This window comes from Massilia sp. Masssp94, assembly GCF_059491305.1.
This window is the reverse complement of the sequence record NZ_CP168501.1, coordinates 5008500-5028079: the sequence shown is the minus strand read 5'-3', so window position 1 is coordinate 5028079 and position 19580 is coordinate 5008500. Positions and strand designations below refer to the sequence as shown.

The following is a 19580-nucleotide window of genomic DNA, read 5'->3' as shown; positions in this document are numbered from 1 at the left end:
CTACGATCGGGAACGTCTTGTCGATCCAATAAGAGACTGTACCTCACCTTGGCAAACTTTGCTCAGACGCGCGTACTCCGCGGGACTGTCGATCGCGGCCTGCAATCGTTCGACACGTCCCATCTCGGCCTTAATGTACGGCATCCAGTTGCGGTCGATTTCGCGCTGGAGCAGCGTCCGCGACTCGCCGGCCCGCGCGTACAACGGTTTGCCGGCAAAACGGCCGCCGAGGCGTGCGCGCACCCGCTCTTCCACTTTCGGCAGATAGTCCAGGTAAGACTTGAGATGGCGCATTTCGTGCGCAAGTATCTCGTCATACGTACACGAGTCCGGTTCGAATTCACGGCTGACGTACACGACGATGGGCTGGTAGTACAAGGTCACCGCGATACGCGGCATCACGCATTCGGCCGCGCCGTCCGGCGCCGTGAGCAGGGTGCCGTCGACCTGGATCGCGACGCGCGACTCCGTGCGCGTGAGGCCCAGGACGTAGCCGTTGCGTACGCCGGGCCGTTTCATGCGCGTCAGGTCGCGGTAGGACACCGTGTTGTCGACGCGCCAGCCGCTCTCGCGCGTGGAGAACGTCGCGCCGGCATCCCGGGCCGCGGCTTCGCAGCTCGCCTCGAACGGCGTGCGCGCGGAGGCGAAGCCGCCCCAGGCGAGCAGCAGCAAGCCGAGCGCGGCCGGGCGCACAGGCTTCAAACTAAGCCGGCGTCCAGGTGCCGGCGGCGATCTTCTCCAGCCAGAACGTGCCGATCACGGTTTTCACGTCCGTGATGTCGCCCCGTTGCACCATCTCCAGCATCTCGGGAATGGTCGCCGTGAAGGTTTCGAGGAATTCACCGTCGTCCAGCTTCGCGTCGCCCGCCGTCAGGCCGCGCGCGAGGAACAGGTCGAGGTGCTCGTCCGAATACGCGATCGCGTTGTGGATCGTGCAGACGAAATGCCAGTCGGTGGCCGTGTAGCCCGTCTCTTCTTCCAGCTCGCGCTTGGCGCACGCGAGCGACTCTTCGCCCGGGTCGATCTTCCCGGCCGGGAATTCGATGAAGACCTGGTCGTTCGGATAGCGGAACTGGCGTTCGAGCAGCACGCGGCCGTCGTCGAACAGCGCGAGGATCACGACGGCGCCGGGATGGCGGATGTATTCGCGTTGCGTGATCTTGCCGTCGGGGAGTTTCACGCGGTCGCGCGAGACTTTGAGGAAGTTGCCGTCGTAGGCGATCGCGCCATCGACTTTGATTTCTTTGAGGTGGTCGTCCATGGAAGGCTCCGGTACATCGTTACTCTTGCACCGGCGCCATGGACGCTGGTGCTCAGCCGCGGCGCTTGCGCAGATATCTTAAAACGAAACCTGGGAAGGCCAGCACGACGAACAGGCAGGCGGTGATCGCATAGAACTCCCAGGTCTGGGGGAACGCGGTACCGATGCGGGATTCGAGGGCGTGGGCCAGCGCGCCGACGACGAAGTATAGAACAACCAGCTCGAGCAGGCGCACGACGAAGTATTTCGCGTGCGCCTTGTTGAGTGCCGGCTTCACGGGAATGAAGCCGAGCACGCTCTCGTTGAGGAACGGCAGGTTGGCGAACGCGAGTGCGACCGCGATCACCAACCAGCTGGCCAGGGAGGCGTCCACCGTGGCCTTACGACTTCAGCGTGAGGGACATCGCCGACAGGCAGGCCGCCAGCAGCGGGCCCGGCAGGATGCCCAGGATCACGACGAGGATGCCGTTCAGCGACAGCACGACGCGCATGTCCAGCGGGGTCGAGATCGGCGACGCATCGGCCACCTCGTCGAACCACATGACTTTCACGACGCGCAGGTAGTAGAACGCACCCACCAGCGACGCGGCCACGGCGATGATCGCGAGCCACAGCTGGCCCGAACCGACGACGACGTCCAGCACGGCCCACTTGGCCATGAAGCCCATCATCGGCGGCACGCCGGCCAGCGAGAACATCAGGGCGGTCATGACGAGCGCGTACCACGGGCTGCGCTTGGCCAGGCCCTTGAAGTCGGCCAGTTCTTCCGCCTCGTGGCCCGAGCGCGCCAGCATCATGATGATGCCGAAGGTGCCCAGCGTGGTCAGCACGTAGGTGATCGTGTAGTACATCGAGGCGCTGTAGGCGTTGGCGATGTTCGCGGCGTTCGTGGCATCGCGGGTGCCGACGACGCCGGCCATCATGCCCAGCAGGACGAAGCCCAGCTGCGCGATGGTCGAGTAGGCCAGCATGCGCTTCAGGTTGGTCTGCGCGATCGCGGTCAGGTTACCGACCAGCAGCGACAGCACGGCCAGCGCCAGCAGCATCTGCTGCCAGTCGATCGCCAGCGGCAGCAGGCCTTCGACCAGGATGCGGATCATCATCGCGAACGATGCCAGCTTGGGTGCGGCGCCCAGCAGCAGCGTGACGGCGGTCGGCGAGCCCTGGTAGACGTCCGGGACCCACATGTGGAACGGGACGGCGCCCAGCTTGAAGGCCATGCCGGCCACGACGAACACGAGGCCGAACACGAGGATCGTGTGGTTGGCGGCGTTGCTCGACACCAGCTTGGCGATCGTCGTGATGTCCAGCGAACCGGTGGCGCCGTAGATCATCGAGATACCGTAGAGCATGAAGCCCGAGGCCAGCGAACCCAGGATGAAGTACTTCATCGAGGCTTCGGTCGAGATCGCATGGTCGCGGCGCATCGCCACCAGCGCGTACAGCGACAGCGACATCAGTTCCAGGCCCAGGTAGATCGGCAGCATGTTGTTACCAGAGATCATGATCATCTGGCCCAGCAGCGTAAACAGCGCGAGCACGTAGAACTCGCCACCCATGTTGCCCGACATCATGCCGCGGTCGGCGGTGTACTGGCGCGAGTAGACGAGGGTCACGCCCACGGCCAGGTAGGTGAACAGCTTGAGCAGGTTCGCCATCGGGTCCGACACGAACATGTTGTAGAACGTGTAGGTCGTCGTGCCGGCCTTGAAGTCGGCGTAGGTGATCACCGCGCAGCCCACCAGGGTGAGCAGCGACAGTGCGTAGGTCGGCGTGCGCTTGCCTTCCTTCTGAAACATGTCGATCAGAAGGATGGCGCAGGACGCGATGACCAGGAAGATTTCTGCAGAGACCGGCCCCAGGTTGTTGGCGGCCAGCACGGCTTGGGTGTTAATCATCGGATTCATATCGTTGTTGTGCCTCTATCTCAGTGCGCGGCGACAGCAGCCACTGCCTGGGGCAGCTTGCTGACCGACACGTGCTGCAGCAGGTCCGCGACCGACACTTGCAGCGCGTCGGTGAACGGCGCCGGATACAGGCCCATGTAGATGGTCAGGATTGCGAGCACGCCCAGCATGAAGAACTCGCGGCCGTTCAGGTCGGTCAGTTCGGCCACGTGCTTGTTGCCGATCTTGCCGAACACGACGCGCTTGACCATCCACAGCGAGTACGCCGCGCCCAGGATCAGGGCGGTGGCGGCCAGCAGGCCGGTCCAGAAGTTGAACTTGACGGCGCCCAGGATGACCATGAACTCGCCCACGAAGCCCGACGTCGCCGGCAGGCCGCAGTTGGCCATCGCGAACAGCACGGAGAACGCGGCGAACTTCGGCATCACGTTGACGACGCCGCCGTAGTCGGCGATCTGGCGCGAGTGCAGGCGGTCGTACAGCACGCCGATGCACAGGAACATGGCGCCCGACACGAAGCCGTGCGAGATCATCTGCACGATACCGCCCTGCACGCCGATCTCGTTGAAGATGAAGAAGCCGAGCGTGACGAAGCCCATGTGGGCGATCGACGAGTACGCGACCAGTTTCTTCATGTCGACCTGCACCATCGCGACCAGGCCGATGTAGATCACGGCGATCAGGGACAGCACGATGATCAGCGGGGCCAGGTAGTGCGACGCGTCAGGCGCGATCGGCAGCGAGAAACGGAGGAAACCGTAGCCGCCCAGCTTCAGCATGATCGCGGCCAGCACGACGGAACCGCCGGTCGGCGCTTCCACGTGGGCGTCCGGCAGCCAGGTGTGCACCGGCCACATCGGCACCTTGACGGCGAACGCCATCAGGAACGCGACGAAGATCAGGACTTGTTCCTTCATCGTCAGCGGCAGGTTGTGCCATGCCAGGATGTCGAAGCTGCCGTTCGATTTGTTGTACAGGTAGATGATCGCGATCAGCGTCAGCAGCGAGCCCATGAACGTGTACAGGAAGAACTTGAACGACGCATACACGCGGTTCGGGCCGCCGAACACACCGATGATGATGAACATCGGGATCAGCGTGGCTTCGAAGAAGAAGTAGAACAGCAGGCCGTCCAGCGCGACGAACACGCCGATCATCAGGCCCGACAGCAGCAGGAACGAACCCATGTACTGGGCCACGCGTTCCTGGATCACTTCCCAGGCCGAGATCACCACGATGATCGTGATGAAGGCGGTCAGCGGCACGAACCAGAGGCTCAGGCCGTCGATACCCAGGTAGTACTGGATGTTGAAGCGCGAGATCCAGGCGGCTTTTTCCACGAACTGCGGGCCGTGGGCCGTGTTGCTGAATTGCGTGAACAGCGGGATCGTCGGCAAAAAGCTGATGATCGAACCGGCCAGCGCCAGCAGGCGGGTAAAGCCCGCGCGGCTGTCGCGACCGACGGCCAGCACGATGACGCCGCACAGGATCGGCAGCCAGACGGACAGGCTCAGGTAAGGAGGAAAGGTCGAAATAGACTGCATCTTGTTTTTCTCTCTTTTAAGCGTGCCAGAACGGGAAGAAGTACAGCAGCGTACCCAGCACGCCCAGGATCATCACGAACGCATAGTGGTAGATGTAACCAGTCTGGAACGTACGGACGATGGTCGAGAACCAGCCCACGAGCTTCGCGGAACCGTTGACGACGAGCCCGTCGATCAGCGCGCGGTCGCCCACCTGCCACAGGCCCTTGCCCAGCAGGCGTGCGCCGCCGGCGAACACGACTTCGTTGAACTTGTCCATGTAGTACTTGTTGTCCAGCAGCGTGTGGATCGGACGCAGCGCCTTGTAGAAGGCCGCCGGCACGCGCGGATTGATCATGTAGCAGTAGTAAGCGGCGACGACGCCGGCCAGGGCCAGCATGAACGGCAGCGACGTGAACGCATGCACGCCCATCGCGGCGGCGCCGTGGAACTCGTGCGCCAGTTCTTCCATCGCCGGGTGACGCTCGGCGTTGATATAGATGACGTTCTTGAAGAAGTCGCCGAACAGCATCGGGCCGATCGCGAAGAAGCCGATGATGACGGACGGGATCGCCAGCAGGATCAGCGGCAGCGTCACGACCAGCGGCGACTCGTGCGGCTTCTGGCCCGGAGCCAGGCCGTGGTGGCCGTGGTCGTCCTCGTCCTCTTCATGATGGGCAGTGGCCTCGTGCAGTGCGGTCGGGTCCTTGCCTTCGCCGTTATGTGCGTGGTCGTCGTGGTGGGCGTGGCCGTGGTCATGCGCCTTGCCGAAACGCTCCTCGCCGTGGAAGACCAGGAAATACATGCGGAACGAGTAGAACGCGGTCACGAACACGCCGGCGATGACGGCGAAGTACGCGAAGCCCGAACCCCACAGGTGCGACGCATGCACCGCTTCGATGATCGAATCCTTCGAATAGAAACCGGCGAAGAACGGCGTACCGATCAGTGCCAGCGAACCCAGCAGCGACGTGATCCAGGTGATCGGCATGTACTTGCGCAGGCCGCCCATGTTGCGCATGTCCTGGTCGTGGTGCATGCCGATGATGACGGAACCGGCACCAAGGAACAGCAGCGCCTTGAAGAACGCGTGGGTCATCAGGTGGAACACGGCGACGTTATAGGCCGACACGCCCAGCGCGACCGTCATGTAGCCCAGCTGCGACAGCGTGGAGTACGCGACGACGCGCTTGATGTCGTTCTGGATGATGCCCAGGAAGCCCATGAACAGCGCGGTGATCGAGCCGATGACGACGATGAACGACAGTGCCGTATCCGACAGCTCGAACAGCGGCGACATGCGGGTCACCATGAAGATGCCGGCGGTAACCATCGTCGCGGCGTGGATCAGTGCCGAGATCGGGGTCGGGCCTTCCATCGAGTCCGGCAGCCAGACGTGCAGCGGGAACTGCGCCGACTTGCCCATCGCGCCGATGAACAGGCAGATGCAGGCAGCCGTCAGCAGCGGCCAGGTCGTGCCCGGCACGAACATGGCCGACAGCGCGTTCGCCTTGAGGAACGTCTCGTCGTAGTTCATCGTGCCGGTGGCGGCCAGCAGCAGGCCGATGCCGAGGATGAAGCCGAAGTCGCCGACGCGGTTCACGAGGAACGCCTTCATGTTCGCGAAGATCGCGGTCGGACGCGTGTACCAGAAGCCGATCAGCAGGTACGAGACCAGGCCCACCGCTTCCCAGCCGAAGAACAGCTGCAGGAAGTTGTTGGACATGACCAGCATCAGCATCGAGAACGTGAACAGCGAGATGTACGAGAAGAAGCGGTTGTAGCCGTCGTCTTCCGCCATGTAGCCGATCGTGTAGATGTGGACCATCAGCGACACGGACGTGACGACGCACATCATCATCGCGGACAGCGCGTCGATCTTGAAGCCGACCGACATCTTCATGGTGCCGATCGTCATCCAGGTGTAGAGGTCGCCGTTGAATGTGGCGCCGTCGATGACCTGGTTCAGCGTCATGATCGAGATGACCATGGCGATGAACACGCCCAGGATGGTCGCGGAGTGCGACACCACGCGGCCGACCACGTTGCCGAAGAACTTGGTGCCGAGCAGGCCGGCGATCGCCGAGCCCGCGAGCGGCGCCAGTGGCACCGCCAGCAAGAGATTAGGGTTAATAATTTGCCCCGCCATGTTGAACCTTTTGTGTATTTATCAGGAGGTTGACAGACAAACCGCTTAGCCCTTCAGGCTGTCGAGGTCTTCCACGTTGATCGTGTCCAGGTTACGGAACAGGACCACCAGGATCGCCAGGCCGATCGCCGATTCGGCGGCCGCGACAGTCAGGATGAAGAACACGAAGATCTGCCCTGCCGCGTCGCCCAGATAATGCGAGAACGCCACAAAGTTCAGGTTCACCGCCAGCAGCATCAGTTCGATGGCCATCAGCAGGATGATGATGTTCTTCCGGTTCAGGAAAATGCCGATCACGGAGATCGCGAACAGGATCGCGCCCAGGATCAGGTAGTGAGCGAGCGACAGGGTCATTGCGCCTCCTTGTTGGCAGCAGCAGCGGCCGCAGCGGCGGCAACAGCCGCGTCGTCGATCGCTTTCTGGTTCACCGTCTGCATCTTGACGATCTTCAGACGGTCGTTACGCTTGACGCGGACGGCGAGGCCCGGGTCGATGGCTTTGGTGTCCTTGCGCTTGCGCAGGGTCAGCGCCACGGCGGCGATGATGGCGACCAGCAGGATCAGGCCGGCGATCTCGAAACCGTAGATGTACTGGGTGTAGATCAGGCGGCCCAGTTCATGCGTGCCGCCGATGTGGCCCACGGCCGACTCGGCCGGCGCATCGCCCTGGCCCAGGAAGCCGCGCCACAGCACGGCGGCCATTTCCAGCACGATCAGCGCGCCGACGCCCGACGCCACCGGGAGGTAGCCCCAGAAGCCTTCGCGCATGCGGTCGATGTTAATGTCGAGCATCATCACGACGAACAGGAACAGCACCATGACGGCGCCGACGTAGACCAGTACCAGCACGATGGCCAGGAACTCGGCCTTGAGCAGCATCCAGATACCGGCAGCGTTGAAGAACGCGAGCACCAGGAACAGCGCGGCGTGGACCGGGTTCTTGGCGGTAATGACGCGCAACCCGGCCAGCACCATCACGGCCGAGAACACGTAGAACAGAACAGTTGTGAAATCCATGACTTACGCAGGAGCCCTCTTGTTATTTATCGATACTTGGCATCGGCTTCGCGTGCGGCGGCGATGTCGTTCTCGTAGCGATCGCCCACGGCCAGCAGCATTTCCTTGGTGTAGTACAGGTCGCCGCGTTTTTCGCCGTGGTATTCCAGCACTTGCGTCTCGACGATCGAATCGACCGGGCAGGACTCTTCGCAGAAACCGCAGAAGATGCACTTGGTCAGGTCGATGTCGTAGCGCGTCGTGCGGCGGGTGCCGTCTTCGCGCTGCGCCGATTCGATCGTGATGGCCATCGCCGGGCACACGGCTTCGCACAGCTTGCACGCGATGCAGCGCTCTTCCCCGTTGGGGTAGCGGCGCAGCGCATGCAGGCCGCGGAAGCGCGGCGAGATGGGGGTCTTTTCTTCCGGGTACTGAACCGTGATCTTGCGCGAGAACGCGTACTTGCCGGTCAGGGCCAGACCTTTAATCAGCTCGGACAGCATCAGGCTGCCGAGGATCTCTTTAACTCGTGTCATTTTGTGTGCTTCCTTACTTCCAGATGTTCCACGGCGTCTGCATCCAGCCAGCCACCAGCACCAGCCAGATCAGGGTCAGCGGAATGAACACTTTCCAGCCGAGACGCATGATCTGGTCATAGCGGTAGCGCGGGAACGTGCCGCGGACCCAGATGAACAGCGAGACGATCAGGAACATCTTCGCGAACAGCCAGAAGAAACCGCCGATGGCGCCGAATTCCAGGAACGAGAACGGTGCGGACCAGCCGCCCAGGAACATGATCGATGCCAGCGTGCCGACGAGGATCATGTTGGCGTATTCGGCCAGCATGAACATCGCGTACGACATGCCCGAGTATTCGACCATGTGGCCGGCCACGATTTCCGATTCGCCTTCCACCACGTCGAACGGGTGGCGGTTGCACTCGGCCAGGCCGGACGTGATGTAGATGATGAACAGCGGCAGCAACGGCAGCCAGTTCCACGACAGGAAGTTCGCGCCGTGGGCGGCGAACATGCCGCGCTCCTGGCTGGCGACGATGTCCGAGAAGTTCAGCGAGCCCGACACCATCAGCACGACGACCATCACGAAGCCCATCGGGATTTCGTACGAGATCATCTGCGCCGATGCGCGCATCGCGCCCATGAACGAGTACTTCGAGTTCGCGGACCAGCCGGCGATGATGATGCCGTACACCTCCATCGACGTGATGGCCAGCAGCAGCAGCAGGCCGGCATTCACGTTGGCGAGGGCCGCTTGCGGGCCGAACGGGATGACCGACCATGCGGCCAGCGCCGGCATGATGGTCATCAGCGGGCCGATGACGAACAGGCTCGTCGTGGCTTTCGCCGGGATCACGATTTCCTTCAGCAGCAGCTTCAGGGCGTCCGAGATCGGCTGCAGCAGGCCGGCGGGGCCGACGCGGTTCGGGCCGATACGGATGTGGATCCAGCCGATCAGCTTGCGCTCCCACAGCACGAGATAGGCCACGAGGCCCATCAGCGGCAGCAGGACGACGACGATTTTCAGCAGCGTCCACACGAGCGGCCACGCCGTCGTGCCGAGCAGGCTCGCGCCGCTGCTGTTCAGGTTGTTGATCATGTCAGGTACCGACATTTTGCTTGGGCTCCCCTGCTTTTATGCTTTAGCTACGTTGATCGGACCGAACATGTCGCCCAGTACCGAAGTCGATTCGTGGGCGGCCGCGACACGCACGACGTTCGCCGGCAGGCGCGCGTCGATATTGGCCGTCAGCACGACACTGCCCTGCCCTTGCGATACCGTGACCTGGTCGCCGGCGTTCACGCCCAGCTTTTCAGCCAGTGCCGCCGAGATGGTGGCCAGCGGCGCCTGGCCGTCGGCCGTGCGCAGCAGCGGTTCGGAACGGCGCGCGACGGCGTCGGCGAAGTGGATCGGCACGTCGGCCAGGCGCTCGAGCTGCTCGCCATTGCCGAAGAAGGCGCCCGTCGGGGCGATCCTGGCGACGTTGTTCAGCTTCGCGGACAGGTCCGTGTTGCCCTTACCGAGCGCTTCGTCGCGGATCGATTCCGAGTTCTCGTAATCGAAGCCTTGCAGGCCCAGCAGGTTGCCCAGCACGCGCAGCACTTTCCAGGCCGGACGGGTTTCGCCCAGCGGCTTGACGGTGCCGTTGAAGCTCTGTGCGCGGCCTTCGCAGTTGACGAACGTACCGGCGGTCTCGCTGAACGGCGAGATCGGCAGCAGCACGTCGGCGTACTCGGTGCCGTGCTTGAACGCGGACATCGCGACGACCATCTCGGCGCCCTTCAGCGCCTTGAGGGCTTGCGCCGGGTTGGCGGCATCCAGTTCCGGTTCCGCGTTCAGCAGCACGTAGGCTTTCTTCGGCTGCGCGAACAGGTTCGCGGCGTTCTTCGACGTGGCGTTGACCAGGTAACCGCCGACCGTGTTGGCGGCGTCGACGAAGTAACCGAACTTGGCGCCCGTCTCGGCGGCGATCCACTCGGCAACGGCGTGCAGCTTCGATGCCTGCGGGTGGTACATCGCGGCATTGCCCAGCAGGACAGCGCCCGGCAGGTCGGCAGCGTTCTCGACGACCAGCGTCGCAGCGACAGCCTTGGCGGCGTCGCCGGCGGTCACGCCCTCGAAACCCGCCGGCGCGGCGATGCCTTTTGCTGCAGCGACGGCGACGGCGATTTCCGTCAGCGCGGCCAGCCAGTCGCTCGGTGCGGCGACGATGCGGTTCGCGGTCGGGATCAGGTTGTCGTCGGCCGAGCCGTGGACGATAGCCAGCTTGGCGCCCGACTTGACGGCGGCGCGCAGGCGCGTCGCGGCCAGCGGGTGGTCTTTGCGCAGGAACGAGCCGACGACCAGCACGCGCGACAGCGTCGACAGTTCGGCGATCGGCATGCCCAGGTGCGGGACGACTTTACCGTCCAGCGCGAAGTCGGTCTGGCGCAGGCGGAAGTCGACGTTCTCGATGCCGAAGCCACGCATGGCTTTCTGCAGCAGGAACAGCTCTTCGACCGTCGAGTGCGCGGTGCCGATGGCGGCGATGCTATCGGCGCCGTGCTCGTGGCGGATGTTGCGCAGGCCGTGGGCGACGTATTCCAGCGCCGTCTGCCAGTCGGTCTCGATCCACTTGCCGTCCTGCTTGATCATCGGCTGCGTGAGGCGCGACGCGTTGTCGAGGGCTTCGTACGAGAAGCGGTCCTTGTCGGAGATCCAGCACTCGTTGATGTTCTCGTTTTCCAGCGGCAGCACGCGCATCACTTTACCGCCCTTGACCTGGACGATCAGGTTCGAGCCCAGCGAATCGTGCGGCGACACCGAACGGCGGCGCTGCAGTTCCCACGGACGTGCGGAATAACGGAACGGCTTGCTGGTCAGCGCGCCGACCGGGCACAGGTCGATCATGTTGCCCGACACTTCCGAGTCGACCGACTTGCCCACGAACGTCGTGATTTCCGAGTGCTCGCCGCGGCCCAGCATGCCGAACTCCATCACGCCGGCCACTTCCTGGCCGAAGCGCACGCAGCGGGTGCACTGGATGCAGCGGCTCATCTCTTCCATCGAGATCAGCGGGCCGGCTTCCTTCGGCGCCACGACGCGTTTTTCTTCCTGGTAGCGCGATTCGCCCTTGCCGTAGCCGACCGCGAGATCCTGCAGCTGGCATTCGCCGCCCTGGTCGCAGATCGGGCAATCCAGCGGGTGGTTAATCAGCAGGAATTCCATGACGGATTTCTGCGCCTGCACGGCCTTGTCGCTGTGCGTGCGCACGATCATGCCCGGGGACACCGGGGTGGCGCAGGCAGGCAGCGGCTTCGGCGCTTTTTCCACTTCCACGAGGCACATGCGGCAGTTCGCCGCGATGGACAGCTTCTTGTGGTAGCAGAAGTGCGGGATGTAGCTTCCCAGTTTGTTTGCGGCGTCCATCACCATCGAACCCGGTGGGACTTCGACTTTCTTGCCGTCTAATTCGATTTCAACCATTTGATCGTTACCTGACCTGGTTTAGAGGTAAGTCGGCACCAGGCAGTGCTTGTGCTCGACGTGATATTCAAATTCTTCGCGGAAGTTCTTGATCATGGCGCGAACCGGCATCGCGGCGGCATCGCCCAGTGCGCAAATGGTGCGGCCCTGGATGTTGTCGGCGATCGAGTTCAGCATGTCCATGTCTTCCGGACGACCCTGGCCATGTTCGATGCGGTGGACCATGCGGTACATCCAGCCCGTACCTTCACGGCACGGCGTGCACTGGCCGCACGATTCCTCGTAGTAGAAGTAGGACAGGCGCAGCAGCGACTTGACCATGCAGCGGGTCTCGTCCATGACGATCACCGCACCCGAACCCAGCATCGAACCGGCCTTGGCGATCGAGTCGTAGTCCAGGTCGGTCTGCATCATGACGTCGCCGCGCACGACCGGTGCCGACGAACCGCCCGGAATGACGGCCTTGATCTTCTTGCCACCACGCATGCCGCCGGCCAGCTCCATCAGCTTGGCGAACGGCGTGCCCAGCGGGACTTCGTAGTTGCCCGGACGCTCGACGTCGCCGGAGATCGAGAAGATCTTCGTGCCGCCGTTGTTCGGCTTGCCCAGCCCCATGTACTCGGCGGCGCCCATGTTCAGGATGAACGGGACGGCTGCGAACGTTTCCGTGTTGTTGATCGTGGTCGGCTTGCCGTACAGGCCGAACGAGGCCGGGAACGGCGGCTTGAAGCGCGGCTGGCCCTTCTTGCCTTCCAGCGATTCCAGCAGCGCGGTTTCTTCGCCGCAGATGTAGGCGCCGTAGCCGTGGTGCGCGTGCAGCTGGAACGAGAACTCCGAACCCATGATCTTGTCGCCCAGGAAGCCGGCGGCGCGCGCCTCTTCCAGCGCCTCTTCGAAGCGCAGGTATTCCTGGAAGATCTCGCCGTGGATGTAGTTGTAGCCCACGGTGATGCCCATCGCGTACGCACCGATGGCCATGCCTTCGATCAGCGCGTGCGGGTTGTAGCGGATGATGTCGCGGTCCTTGAACGTGCCCGGTTCGCCTTCGTCGGTGTTGCAGACGAGGTATTTCTGGCCCGGGAACTGGCGCGGCATGAAGCTCCACTTCAGGCCGGTCGGGAAGCCCGCGCCGCCGCGGCCGCGCAGGCCGGACGTCTTCAGGTCGGCGATGATCGCCTCGGGCGTGATCTTCTCTTCCAGGATGCGGCGCAGCGCGGAATAGCCGCCGCGCTTGACGTAGTCTTCCAGGTGCCAGTTGTCGCCGTTCAGATCCTTCAGGATCAGCGGATTGATGTGGCGGTCGTGCAGGCTGGTCATTTGTTCAGTTCCTCCAGCAGGGCGTCGATCTTCTCGTCCGACATGAACGAGCACATGCGGTGGTTATTCACCAGCATGACCGGCGCATCGCCGCAGGCGCCCATGCACTCGCCTTCCAGCAGGGTGAACTGGCCGTCTTCGGTCGTGTCGCGGAAATTGATGCCCAGGGCATCCTTGATGCGCTGGGCGGCACGCTCGCCGCCCGACAACGCGCACGGCAGGTTGGTGCACACGGTGATCTTGTGCTTGCCGACCGGCTTGATGTTGTACATGTTGTAGAAGGTGGCCACTTCCTGGACGGCGATGGCGGGCATGCCGATGTAGTCGGCCACTTCCTGCATCGTTTCCGGCGACAGCCAGCCCTTTTCGACCTGCGCGTGGGCCAGCGCGGCCATCACGGCCGACTGGCGCTGGTCGGCCGGATACTTGGCCAACTCGCGGTCGATTTTTTTCAAGCACTGCTCAGATAACATAATCTTTTCTACCCTTCTTATCGGTCGATCGAGCCGAACACGATGTCCTGCGTACCGATGATGGTGACGGCGTCGGCGATCATGTGACCGCGCGCCATTTCATCGAGCGATTGCAGGTGGACATAGTCCGGGGTGCGGATCTTCAGGCGGTACGGCTTGTTGGCGCCGTCCGAGACGATATAAATGCCGAACTCGCCCTTCGGATGTTCGATGGCCGCGTAGGCTTCGCCCGGCGGGACGTGGAAGCCTTCGGTGAACAGCTTGAAGTGGTGGATCAGCGATTCCATGTTGGTCTTCATGTCCACGCGCGATGGCGGGGCGACCTTGTGGTTGTTCGTCATGACCGGGCCCGGGTTGGCGCGCAGCCAGGCGATGCATTGCTTGATGATGCGGTTCGACTGGCGCAGTTCCTCGATGCGCACGAGGTAACGGTCGTACGAGTCGCCGTTGGTGCCGACCGGGACGTCGAATTCGACCTTGTCGTACGCGGCGTATGGCTGCACCTTGCGCAGGTCCCAGGCGATGCCCGAGCCGCGCAGCATCGGGCCCGAGAAGCCCATGCCCATCGCGTCTTCCGGCGTCACGACGCCGATGCCGACGGTACGCTGTTTCCAGATACGGTTGTCGGTCAGCAGGGTCTCGTATTCGTCGACATAGCCGTCGAAGCGCTTCGTGAACGAGTCGATGAAGTCCAGTACGGAGCCCTGGCGGGTCTCGTTCAGTTCGTCGATGGCCTTCTTGCTGCGCAGCGGCGATTCGCGGTGGCGCGGCATCACGTCCGGCAGGTCGCGGTACACGCCGCCCGGGCGGTAGTAGGCCGCGTGCATGCGCGCGCCCGACACGGCTTCGTACACGTCGAACAGGTCTTCGCGGTCGCGGAACGCGTACAGGAACGGGCCCATCGCACCGATGTCGAGCGCGTGCGCGCCCAGCCACATCAGGTGGTTCAGGATACGGGTGATCTCGTCGAACATCGTGCGGATGTACTGCGCACGGATCGGCACTTCGATGCCCAGCAGCTTCTCGATGGCCAGCACGTAGCCGTGCTCGTTGCACATCATCGAGACGTAGTCGAGGCGGTCCATGTACGGCACGGACTGCAGGTAGGTGCGGGTCTCGGCCAGCTTCTCGGTGCCGCGGTGCAGCAGGCCGATGTGGGGGTCGGCACGCTGGATGACCTCGCCGTCCAGTTCCAGCACGAGACGCAGCACGCCGTGCGCTGCCGGGTGCTGCGGACCAAAGTTCAGGGTGTAATTCTTAAGCTCAGCCATTATTTCATCCCGTAGGTTTCTTCGCGGATCACGCGCGGAATGTTTTCGCGCGGCTCGATCGTCACGGGTTGGTAGATCACGCGTTTCTGCTCGGGGTCGTAACGCATCTCGACATAGCCCGAGATCGGGAAGTCCTTGCGGAACGGGTGGCCGATGAAGCCGTAGTCGGTGAGGATGCGGCGCAGGTCACCGTGGCCCTCGAACAGGATGCCGAACAGGTCGAACGCTTCACGCTCGAACCAGTTGGCGTTGCGCCAGACGCTCGTGACGGAGTCGACCAGCGGCATGTCGTCGTCCGGGCAGAACACGCGGACGCGCACACGCCAGTTGTGCTCGATCGACAGCAGGTGCGACACGACGGCGAAACGCAAACCGTCCCACGTGCCTTCGCCGTAGGACGAGTAGTCGACGCCGCACAGGTCGACGAGTTCCTGGAAACGCAGCGCGGGATCGTCGCGCAGCTTTTGCATGGAGGCCAGGTAGTCACTGGCCTTCACCACTACCGTTACTTCGCCCAGCGCCACGGTAATGGCAGCGCCCTCGCCCAGAGCATTCTTCAGGGCGAGTTCGAGGGCTTCGATTTTTGTCGTCATGGTTGAAACCGGCTTGGATTATCGCGCGATGGTATTGGTGCGCTGGATCTTATTCTGGAGCTGGATGATGCCGTACAACAGGGCCTCGGCGGTCGGCGGGCAGCCCGGGACGTAGACGTCGACCGGCACGATGCGGTCGCAGCCGCGCACGACGGAGTACGAGTAGTGGTAGTAGCCGCCGCCGTTGGCGCACGAACCCATCGAGATGACCCAGCGCGGCTCGGCCATCTGGTCGTACACCTTGCGCAGCGCAGGTGCCATCTTGTTGCACAGGGTACCGGCCACGATCATCACGTCGGACTGGCGCGGCGACGGGCGGAACACAACGCCGAAACGGTCGAGGTCATAGCGCGCGGCACCCGCGTGCATCATCTCGACCGCACAGCATGCCAGGCCGAACGTCATGGGCCACATCGACCCGGTACGCGCCCAGTTGATCAGTTTGTCGGCTGTGGTAGTGACAAAACCTTCGTTTAAAACGCCTTCAATAGCCATGGCTTATTCCCAATCAAGGGCACCTTTCTTCCAGATGTACCAGAAGCCGACGATGAATTCGACGATGAACACCATCATCGTCAGGAATCCAGGCAGGCCCAGGTCGCGCATCGAAACGCCCCAAGGGAAGAAGAATGCCGTTTCCAGATCAAACAAAATAAACAGGATCGCGACCAGGTAGTACCGGACGTCGAACTTCATGCGCGCGTCTTCGAAGGCTTCGAAGCCGCATTCATACGGAGAGAGCTTGGCGGGGTCGGGGCGATGCGGACCGACGACACGGCCCAGCACCTGCGATGCGACGCCGACGACGGTGCCGATCACGATGAAGAGTAAGACGGGGAAGTAGTTCTCGAGGTTCACGATGAAGCCTTAGTTGAACGATCGGTTGAAAAAACACTGCAGGGGCTGCAGTACCGCATCGCGCAATCCTGGCTATTGGCCTACACCAGGATCGTACGACTGGAGACTCTCAATCACCTGTTCCGCGTTGCCGATCCCGACCTTCGAGGCTCGCCGCACGTTCGTACGACCGGGCTTCTCGGGCCAGAAGCGCCGCCGCAGGGGACGGTTCTTCAAAGCCTCCGACAGATCCTCGTAAAAAAGCCAGCTAGTGCTAACGAGCGGAAGCTCATGCGCCCTAGCTGGCTTCTTGTATCTTGGTGCCGACGGCGAGACTCGAACTCGCACAGCTTGCGCCACTACCCCCTCAAGATAGCGTGTCTACCAATTTCACCACGTCGGCTGGAGACCAGTATTCTACTCTGACTTAGCAGCATTTTTCAATGCTCAAATTGCGCTAAACCAAGAAAAAATACTCTTTTTCTCAACTTTATAAAACTTGTGTTTACGGCGGACCGAGTCGAGAGTCCGGTCGCCGGCGCTGGCGGACCGAAGCCCGCAGAATGTTACACCACCCTGCTCGCGCTTGCAGGAAGTGGCCGCGCCGCAAAATTACTTGGCAGGCGCGGGTGCCGGAGCAGCCGGTGCGGCTGCCGGCGCAGGCGCCGGCACGTCCTGCGTGGCCGACGGTGCAGGCGCAGCAGGTGCCGGAGCCGGTGCGGTCGTCGGGACGGCATCGCCTGCGCCGGCGGGAACCTTGGCGGCCGGGACCGTCACGCGTTCCATCACGCCGCCGCCGACACTCGCGTGCGGACGGTTGGTGCCGAAGTACGCGAGACCCAGCGTCGACGCGAAGAAGATCGCGGCGGCGACGGCCGTCGATTTCGACAGGAAGTTCGACGAACCGCTGGCGCCGAACAGGCTGCCGGACGCGCCGGAACCGAAGGCGGCGCCCATGTCCGCGCCCTTGCCGTGCTGGACGAGCACGAGACCGATGATGGCCAGTGCGGAGATGACCTGTACGACGACGATCAGATTGAACAACACGTTCATTGTTTATTCCATTCCAAGGTTGACTACGTTTGCAAAAAACTTTGCTCTACGTCGTCCCCGCGAAAGCGGGGCCCCATACTGAGCCGACCACATTGGCTCAGCATGGATTCCCGCCTGCGCGGGAATGACGGTGTTTCATCGCCCGGACTGGAATACCAACCCAAGCATCATTCAGGCGGCGTGTATGATGGCAAGAAAATCTTCCGCCCTCAAGGCCGCGCCTCCGATCAGCCCGCCATCGATATCCGGCTGGGCCAGCAGTTCCTTCGCATTCTCCGGCTTCATGCTGCCGCCATACAGAATCGGTACGACTTCCGCCGCTTCCGCGTTGCGCGCCTTCAGTTGCGCGCGCAATTGCGCATGCACTTCCTGCGCCATCGCCGGCGTCGCGTTCCTGCCAGTGCCGATGGCCCACACGGGCTCATAGGCCACGACGATCTTCGCCACCGATGCCGCGTCGAGCGCTTCCAGCACCGCGTCGAGCTGGGCGGCGACTACCTGCGCCGTCTCGCCCGCCTCGCGCTGCTCCAGCGTTTCGCCGACGCACACGATCGGGGTCATCCCTTCGGCCAGTACCGCCTGCGCCTTTTTTGCCACCAGCGCGCTGTCTTCGCGGTGGTAGGCGCGGCGCTCGGAATGGCCGACGATCACGTAGCGGCAACCGAACTCGGTCAGCATCTTCGCGCACACTTCGCCAGTGTACGCGCCGGACGCGTGCATCGACACGTCCTGCGCACCCCAGGCGACCGGCGTACCGGTCAGCACGTCTTCGCACTGCTGCAGATACGGCGTGGGCACGCAAACCGCGCACAAGGCGGACGAACCGCGGCGCGCATTGTCGAGGCCGGCGACGATCCCCTTCAGCAAAGCTTCATTGGCCGCGCGGCTGCCATTCATCTTCCAGTTGCCTACGATGAGCTTGGCACGCATTACAACCTCACGGTCAAATAACCCGTTATTGTAACGGGCGTTGAAAAACCGGTCAAACCGGGCCTGGCACGGTTGTTCAGTCGCTTATTCATTGTATTTTTCATTGTCTTGTTCAGTGCCCGGCGACACGCAGCATGATCTTGCCCACGTGCGCGCTGCTTTCCATCAGCGTGTGCGCGGCGGCGGCTTCTTCGAGCGGGAACGTCTTGTAGATGACGGGTTTTATTCGGCCAGCTGCCAGCAGCGGCCACACGCGCTCGCGCAACTCGCGCGCGATCTGTGCCTTGAACGCCACCGGGCGCGGACGCAAGGTGGAACCCGTGATCGTCAGGCGGCGGCGCAGCACCTGGCCCAGGTCGACGTTCGCCTTCGCCCCGCCCAGCAGGGCGATGATGACGATGCGGCCGTCGTCCGCGAGGCATGACACCTCGCGCGCCACATAGTCGCCGCCGACCATGTCGAGCACGACGTCGACGCCCTTCCCGCCCGTCAGTTCCTTGACGATGGGCGCGAAGTCCTCGGTCTTGTAGTTGATCGCCCGCTCGGCGCCCAGGTCTTCGCACGCGCGGCATTTGTCGGCGCTGCCGGCCGTCGCGAACACGCGGCGGCCCAGCGCCTTCGCCAGCTGGATCGCCGTGGTACCGATACCGGAGCTGCCGCCCTGCACGAGCAGCGTCTCGCCTTCGCCCAGCGCGCCGCGCTGGAACACGTTGCTCCACACGGTGAAGAAGGTTTCCGGCAGCGCGGCCGCCTCGAGCGCCGTCAAGCCTTGCGGCACCGGCAGGCATTGCGCGAGCGGCGCCGCGCAGTACTCGGCATAGCCGCCGCCCTGCACGAGGGCGCAGACGAGGTCGCCTTTCCTGAATCCGCTGTCGCCGAGGTCGCCGTCGACGATCTCGCCGGCCACTTCGAGGCCCGGCAGGTCGGACGCGCCGGGCGGGACGGGATACTGGCCCAGCCGCTGGAACACGTCAGGCCGGTTGACGCCGGCCGCGTGGACGCGGATGAGGATTTCGCCCGGCTTCAGCTCGGGCATGGGGCGCTCGCAAGGCTGAAGCACCTCGGGCCCACCGGGTTGGACAATTTCGATAGCACGCATGGCATACCCTAGTTAAATGATGAGCAATGTTACCCCATTGGCCCTGATCACCCAAGCATGCCGCGCCAGAAAATGGCTGCTATCGCTAACAATGAGCAAGAAAATGCTCATTTAATGACAAAATGTAGTAAATTTACTGCATAGCTCACAGATCGTGTAGTAGCCGGCCGGACGTACGAAACGACACC

At 63.0% G+C, this 19580-nt stretch carries 20 protein-coding genes and 1 tRNA gene; all 21 read right to left on the bottom strand.

Annotation, left to right across the window (positions count from 1 at the left end):
• Positions 1–693, bottom strand: a complete 693-nt coding sequence (locus ACEN9G_RS22315; protein WP_413337365.1) for a hypothetical protein — start codon at positions 691–693, stop codon at positions 1–3.
• Positions 694–703: 10 nt separating this feature from the next.
• Entirely contained in the window at positions 704–1261 is a 558-nt protein-coding gene (locus tag ACEN9G_RS22310) for an NUDIX domain-containing protein (RefSeq protein WP_413337350.1), read from the bottom strand.
• Between the two features lie 52 nt (positions 1262–1313).
• Entirely contained in the window at positions 1314–1634 is a 321-nt protein-coding gene (locus ACEN9G_RS22305) for a DUF2818 family protein (protein ID WP_413337351.1), read from the bottom strand.
• A gap of 7 nt (positions 1635–1641) precedes the next feature.
• On the bottom strand, positions 1642–3168 hold the full coding sequence (nuoN, locus tag ACEN9G_RS22300; RefSeq protein ID WP_413337352.1) for an NADH-quinone oxidoreductase subunit NuoN: 1527 nt from the start codon (positions 3166–3168) through the stop codon (positions 1642–1644).
• Positions 3169–3188: 20 nt separating this feature from the next.
• Positions 3189–4712: an NADH-quinone oxidoreductase subunit M gene (locus ACEN9G_RS22295; protein WP_413337353.1), complete on the bottom strand. Its 1524-nt coding sequence runs from the start codon at positions 4710–4712 to the stop codon at positions 3189–3191.
• Positions 4713–4728: 16 nt separating this feature from the next.
• Complete coding sequence (gene nuoL, locus ACEN9G_RS22290) at positions 4729–6840, bottom strand: NADH-quinone oxidoreductase subunit L (protein ID WP_413337354.1); 2112 nt, start codon at positions 6838–6840, stop codon at positions 4729–4731.
• A 45-nt stretch (positions 6841–6885) separates the two neighbouring features.
• Positions 6886–7194 carry an NADH-quinone oxidoreductase subunit NuoK gene (gene nuoK, locus ACEN9G_RS22285; protein ID WP_029757428.1) on the bottom strand — a complete coding sequence of 103 codons (309 nt, stop codon included), beginning with the start codon at positions 7192–7194 and terminating at the stop codon, positions 6886–6888.
• Positions 7191–7856: an NADH-quinone oxidoreductase subunit J gene (locus tag ACEN9G_RS22280; protein WP_413337355.1), complete on the bottom strand. Its 666-nt coding sequence runs from the start codon at positions 7854–7856 to the stop codon at positions 7191–7193. The genes nuoK and ACEN9G_RS22280 overlap by 4 nt, the downstream gene beginning before the upstream one ends.
• Positions 7857–7882: 26 nt before the next feature.
• Entirely contained in the window at positions 7883–8371 is a 489-nt protein-coding gene (gene nuoI, locus ACEN9G_RS22275) for an NADH-quinone oxidoreductase subunit NuoI (protein WP_029757430.1), read from the bottom strand.
• Positions 8372–8384: 13 nt separating this feature from the next.
• The gene (gene nuoH / locus ACEN9G_RS22270; protein ID WP_413337356.1) at positions 8385–9467 is read right to left on the bottom strand and encodes an NADH-quinone oxidoreductase subunit NuoH; all 1083 of its coding nucleotides are present in this window, start codon (positions 9465–9467) and stop codon (positions 8385–8387) included.
• A gap of 21 nt (positions 9468–9488) precedes the next feature.
• On the bottom strand, positions 9489–11819 hold the full coding sequence (gene nuoG, locus ACEN9G_RS22265; protein ID WP_413337357.1) for an NADH-quinone oxidoreductase subunit NuoG: 2331 nt from the start codon (positions 11817–11819) through the stop codon (positions 9489–9491).
• Positions 11820–11840: 21 nt separating this feature from the next.
• A complete protein-coding gene (nuoF, locus tag ACEN9G_RS22260; protein ID WP_259447695.1) occupies positions 11841–13136 on the bottom strand; it encodes an NADH-quinone oxidoreductase subunit NuoF in 1296 nt (431 codons plus the stop codon).
• The gene (gene nuoE / locus ACEN9G_RS22255) at positions 13133–13609 is read right to left on the bottom strand and encodes an NADH-quinone oxidoreductase subunit NuoE (RefSeq protein ID WP_036230634.1); all 477 of its coding nucleotides are present in this window, start codon (positions 13607–13609) and stop codon (positions 13133–13135) included. The genes nuoF and nuoE overlap by 4 nt, the downstream gene beginning before the upstream one ends.
• A 17-nt stretch (positions 13610–13626) precedes the next feature.
• On the bottom strand, positions 13627–14880 hold the full coding sequence (locus ACEN9G_RS22250; protein WP_413337358.1) for an NADH-quinone oxidoreductase subunit D: 1254 nt from the start codon (positions 14878–14880) through the stop codon (positions 13627–13629).
• Positions 14880–15473, bottom strand: a complete 594-nt coding sequence (locus tag ACEN9G_RS22245; protein ID WP_259447698.1) for an NADH-quinone oxidoreductase subunit C — start codon at positions 15471–15473, stop codon at positions 14880–14882. The genes ACEN9G_RS22250 and ACEN9G_RS22245 overlap by 1 nt, the downstream gene beginning before the upstream one ends.
• An 18-nt stretch (positions 15474–15491) precedes the next feature.
• The gene (locus ACEN9G_RS22240; RefSeq protein WP_036230641.1) at positions 15492–15968 is read right to left on the bottom strand and encodes a NuoB/complex I 20 kDa subunit family protein; all 477 of its coding nucleotides are present in this window, start codon (positions 15966–15968) and stop codon (positions 15492–15494) included.
• Between the two features lie 3 nt (positions 15969–15971).
• A complete protein-coding gene (locus ACEN9G_RS22235; RefSeq protein ID WP_056137041.1) occupies positions 15972–16331 on the bottom strand; it encodes an NADH-quinone oxidoreductase subunit A in 360 nt (119 codons plus the stop codon).
• Between the two features lie 297 nt (positions 16332–16628).
• Positions 16629–16713 (bottom strand) — tRNA-Leu (locus ACEN9G_RS22230).
• Between the two features lie 209 nt (positions 16714–16922).
• Positions 16923–17363 (bottom strand): preprotein translocase subunit SecG, encoded by a 441-nt coding sequence (gene secG / locus ACEN9G_RS22225; protein ID WP_413337359.1) that lies wholly within the window; start codon positions 17361–17363, stop codon positions 16923–16925.
• Between the two features lie 171 nt (positions 17364–17534).
• Complete coding sequence (gene tpiA / locus ACEN9G_RS22220; RefSeq protein WP_413337360.1) at positions 17535–18293, bottom strand: triose-phosphate isomerase; 759 nt, start codon at positions 18291–18293, stop codon at positions 17535–17537.
• Between the two features lie 112 nt (positions 18294–18405).
• Positions 18406–19392 (bottom strand): NAD(P)H-quinone oxidoreductase, encoded by a 987-nt coding sequence (locus ACEN9G_RS22215; RefSeq protein ID WP_413337361.1) that lies wholly within the window; start codon positions 19390–19392, stop codon positions 18406–18408.
• Positions 19393–19580 lie beyond the last annotated feature (188 nt).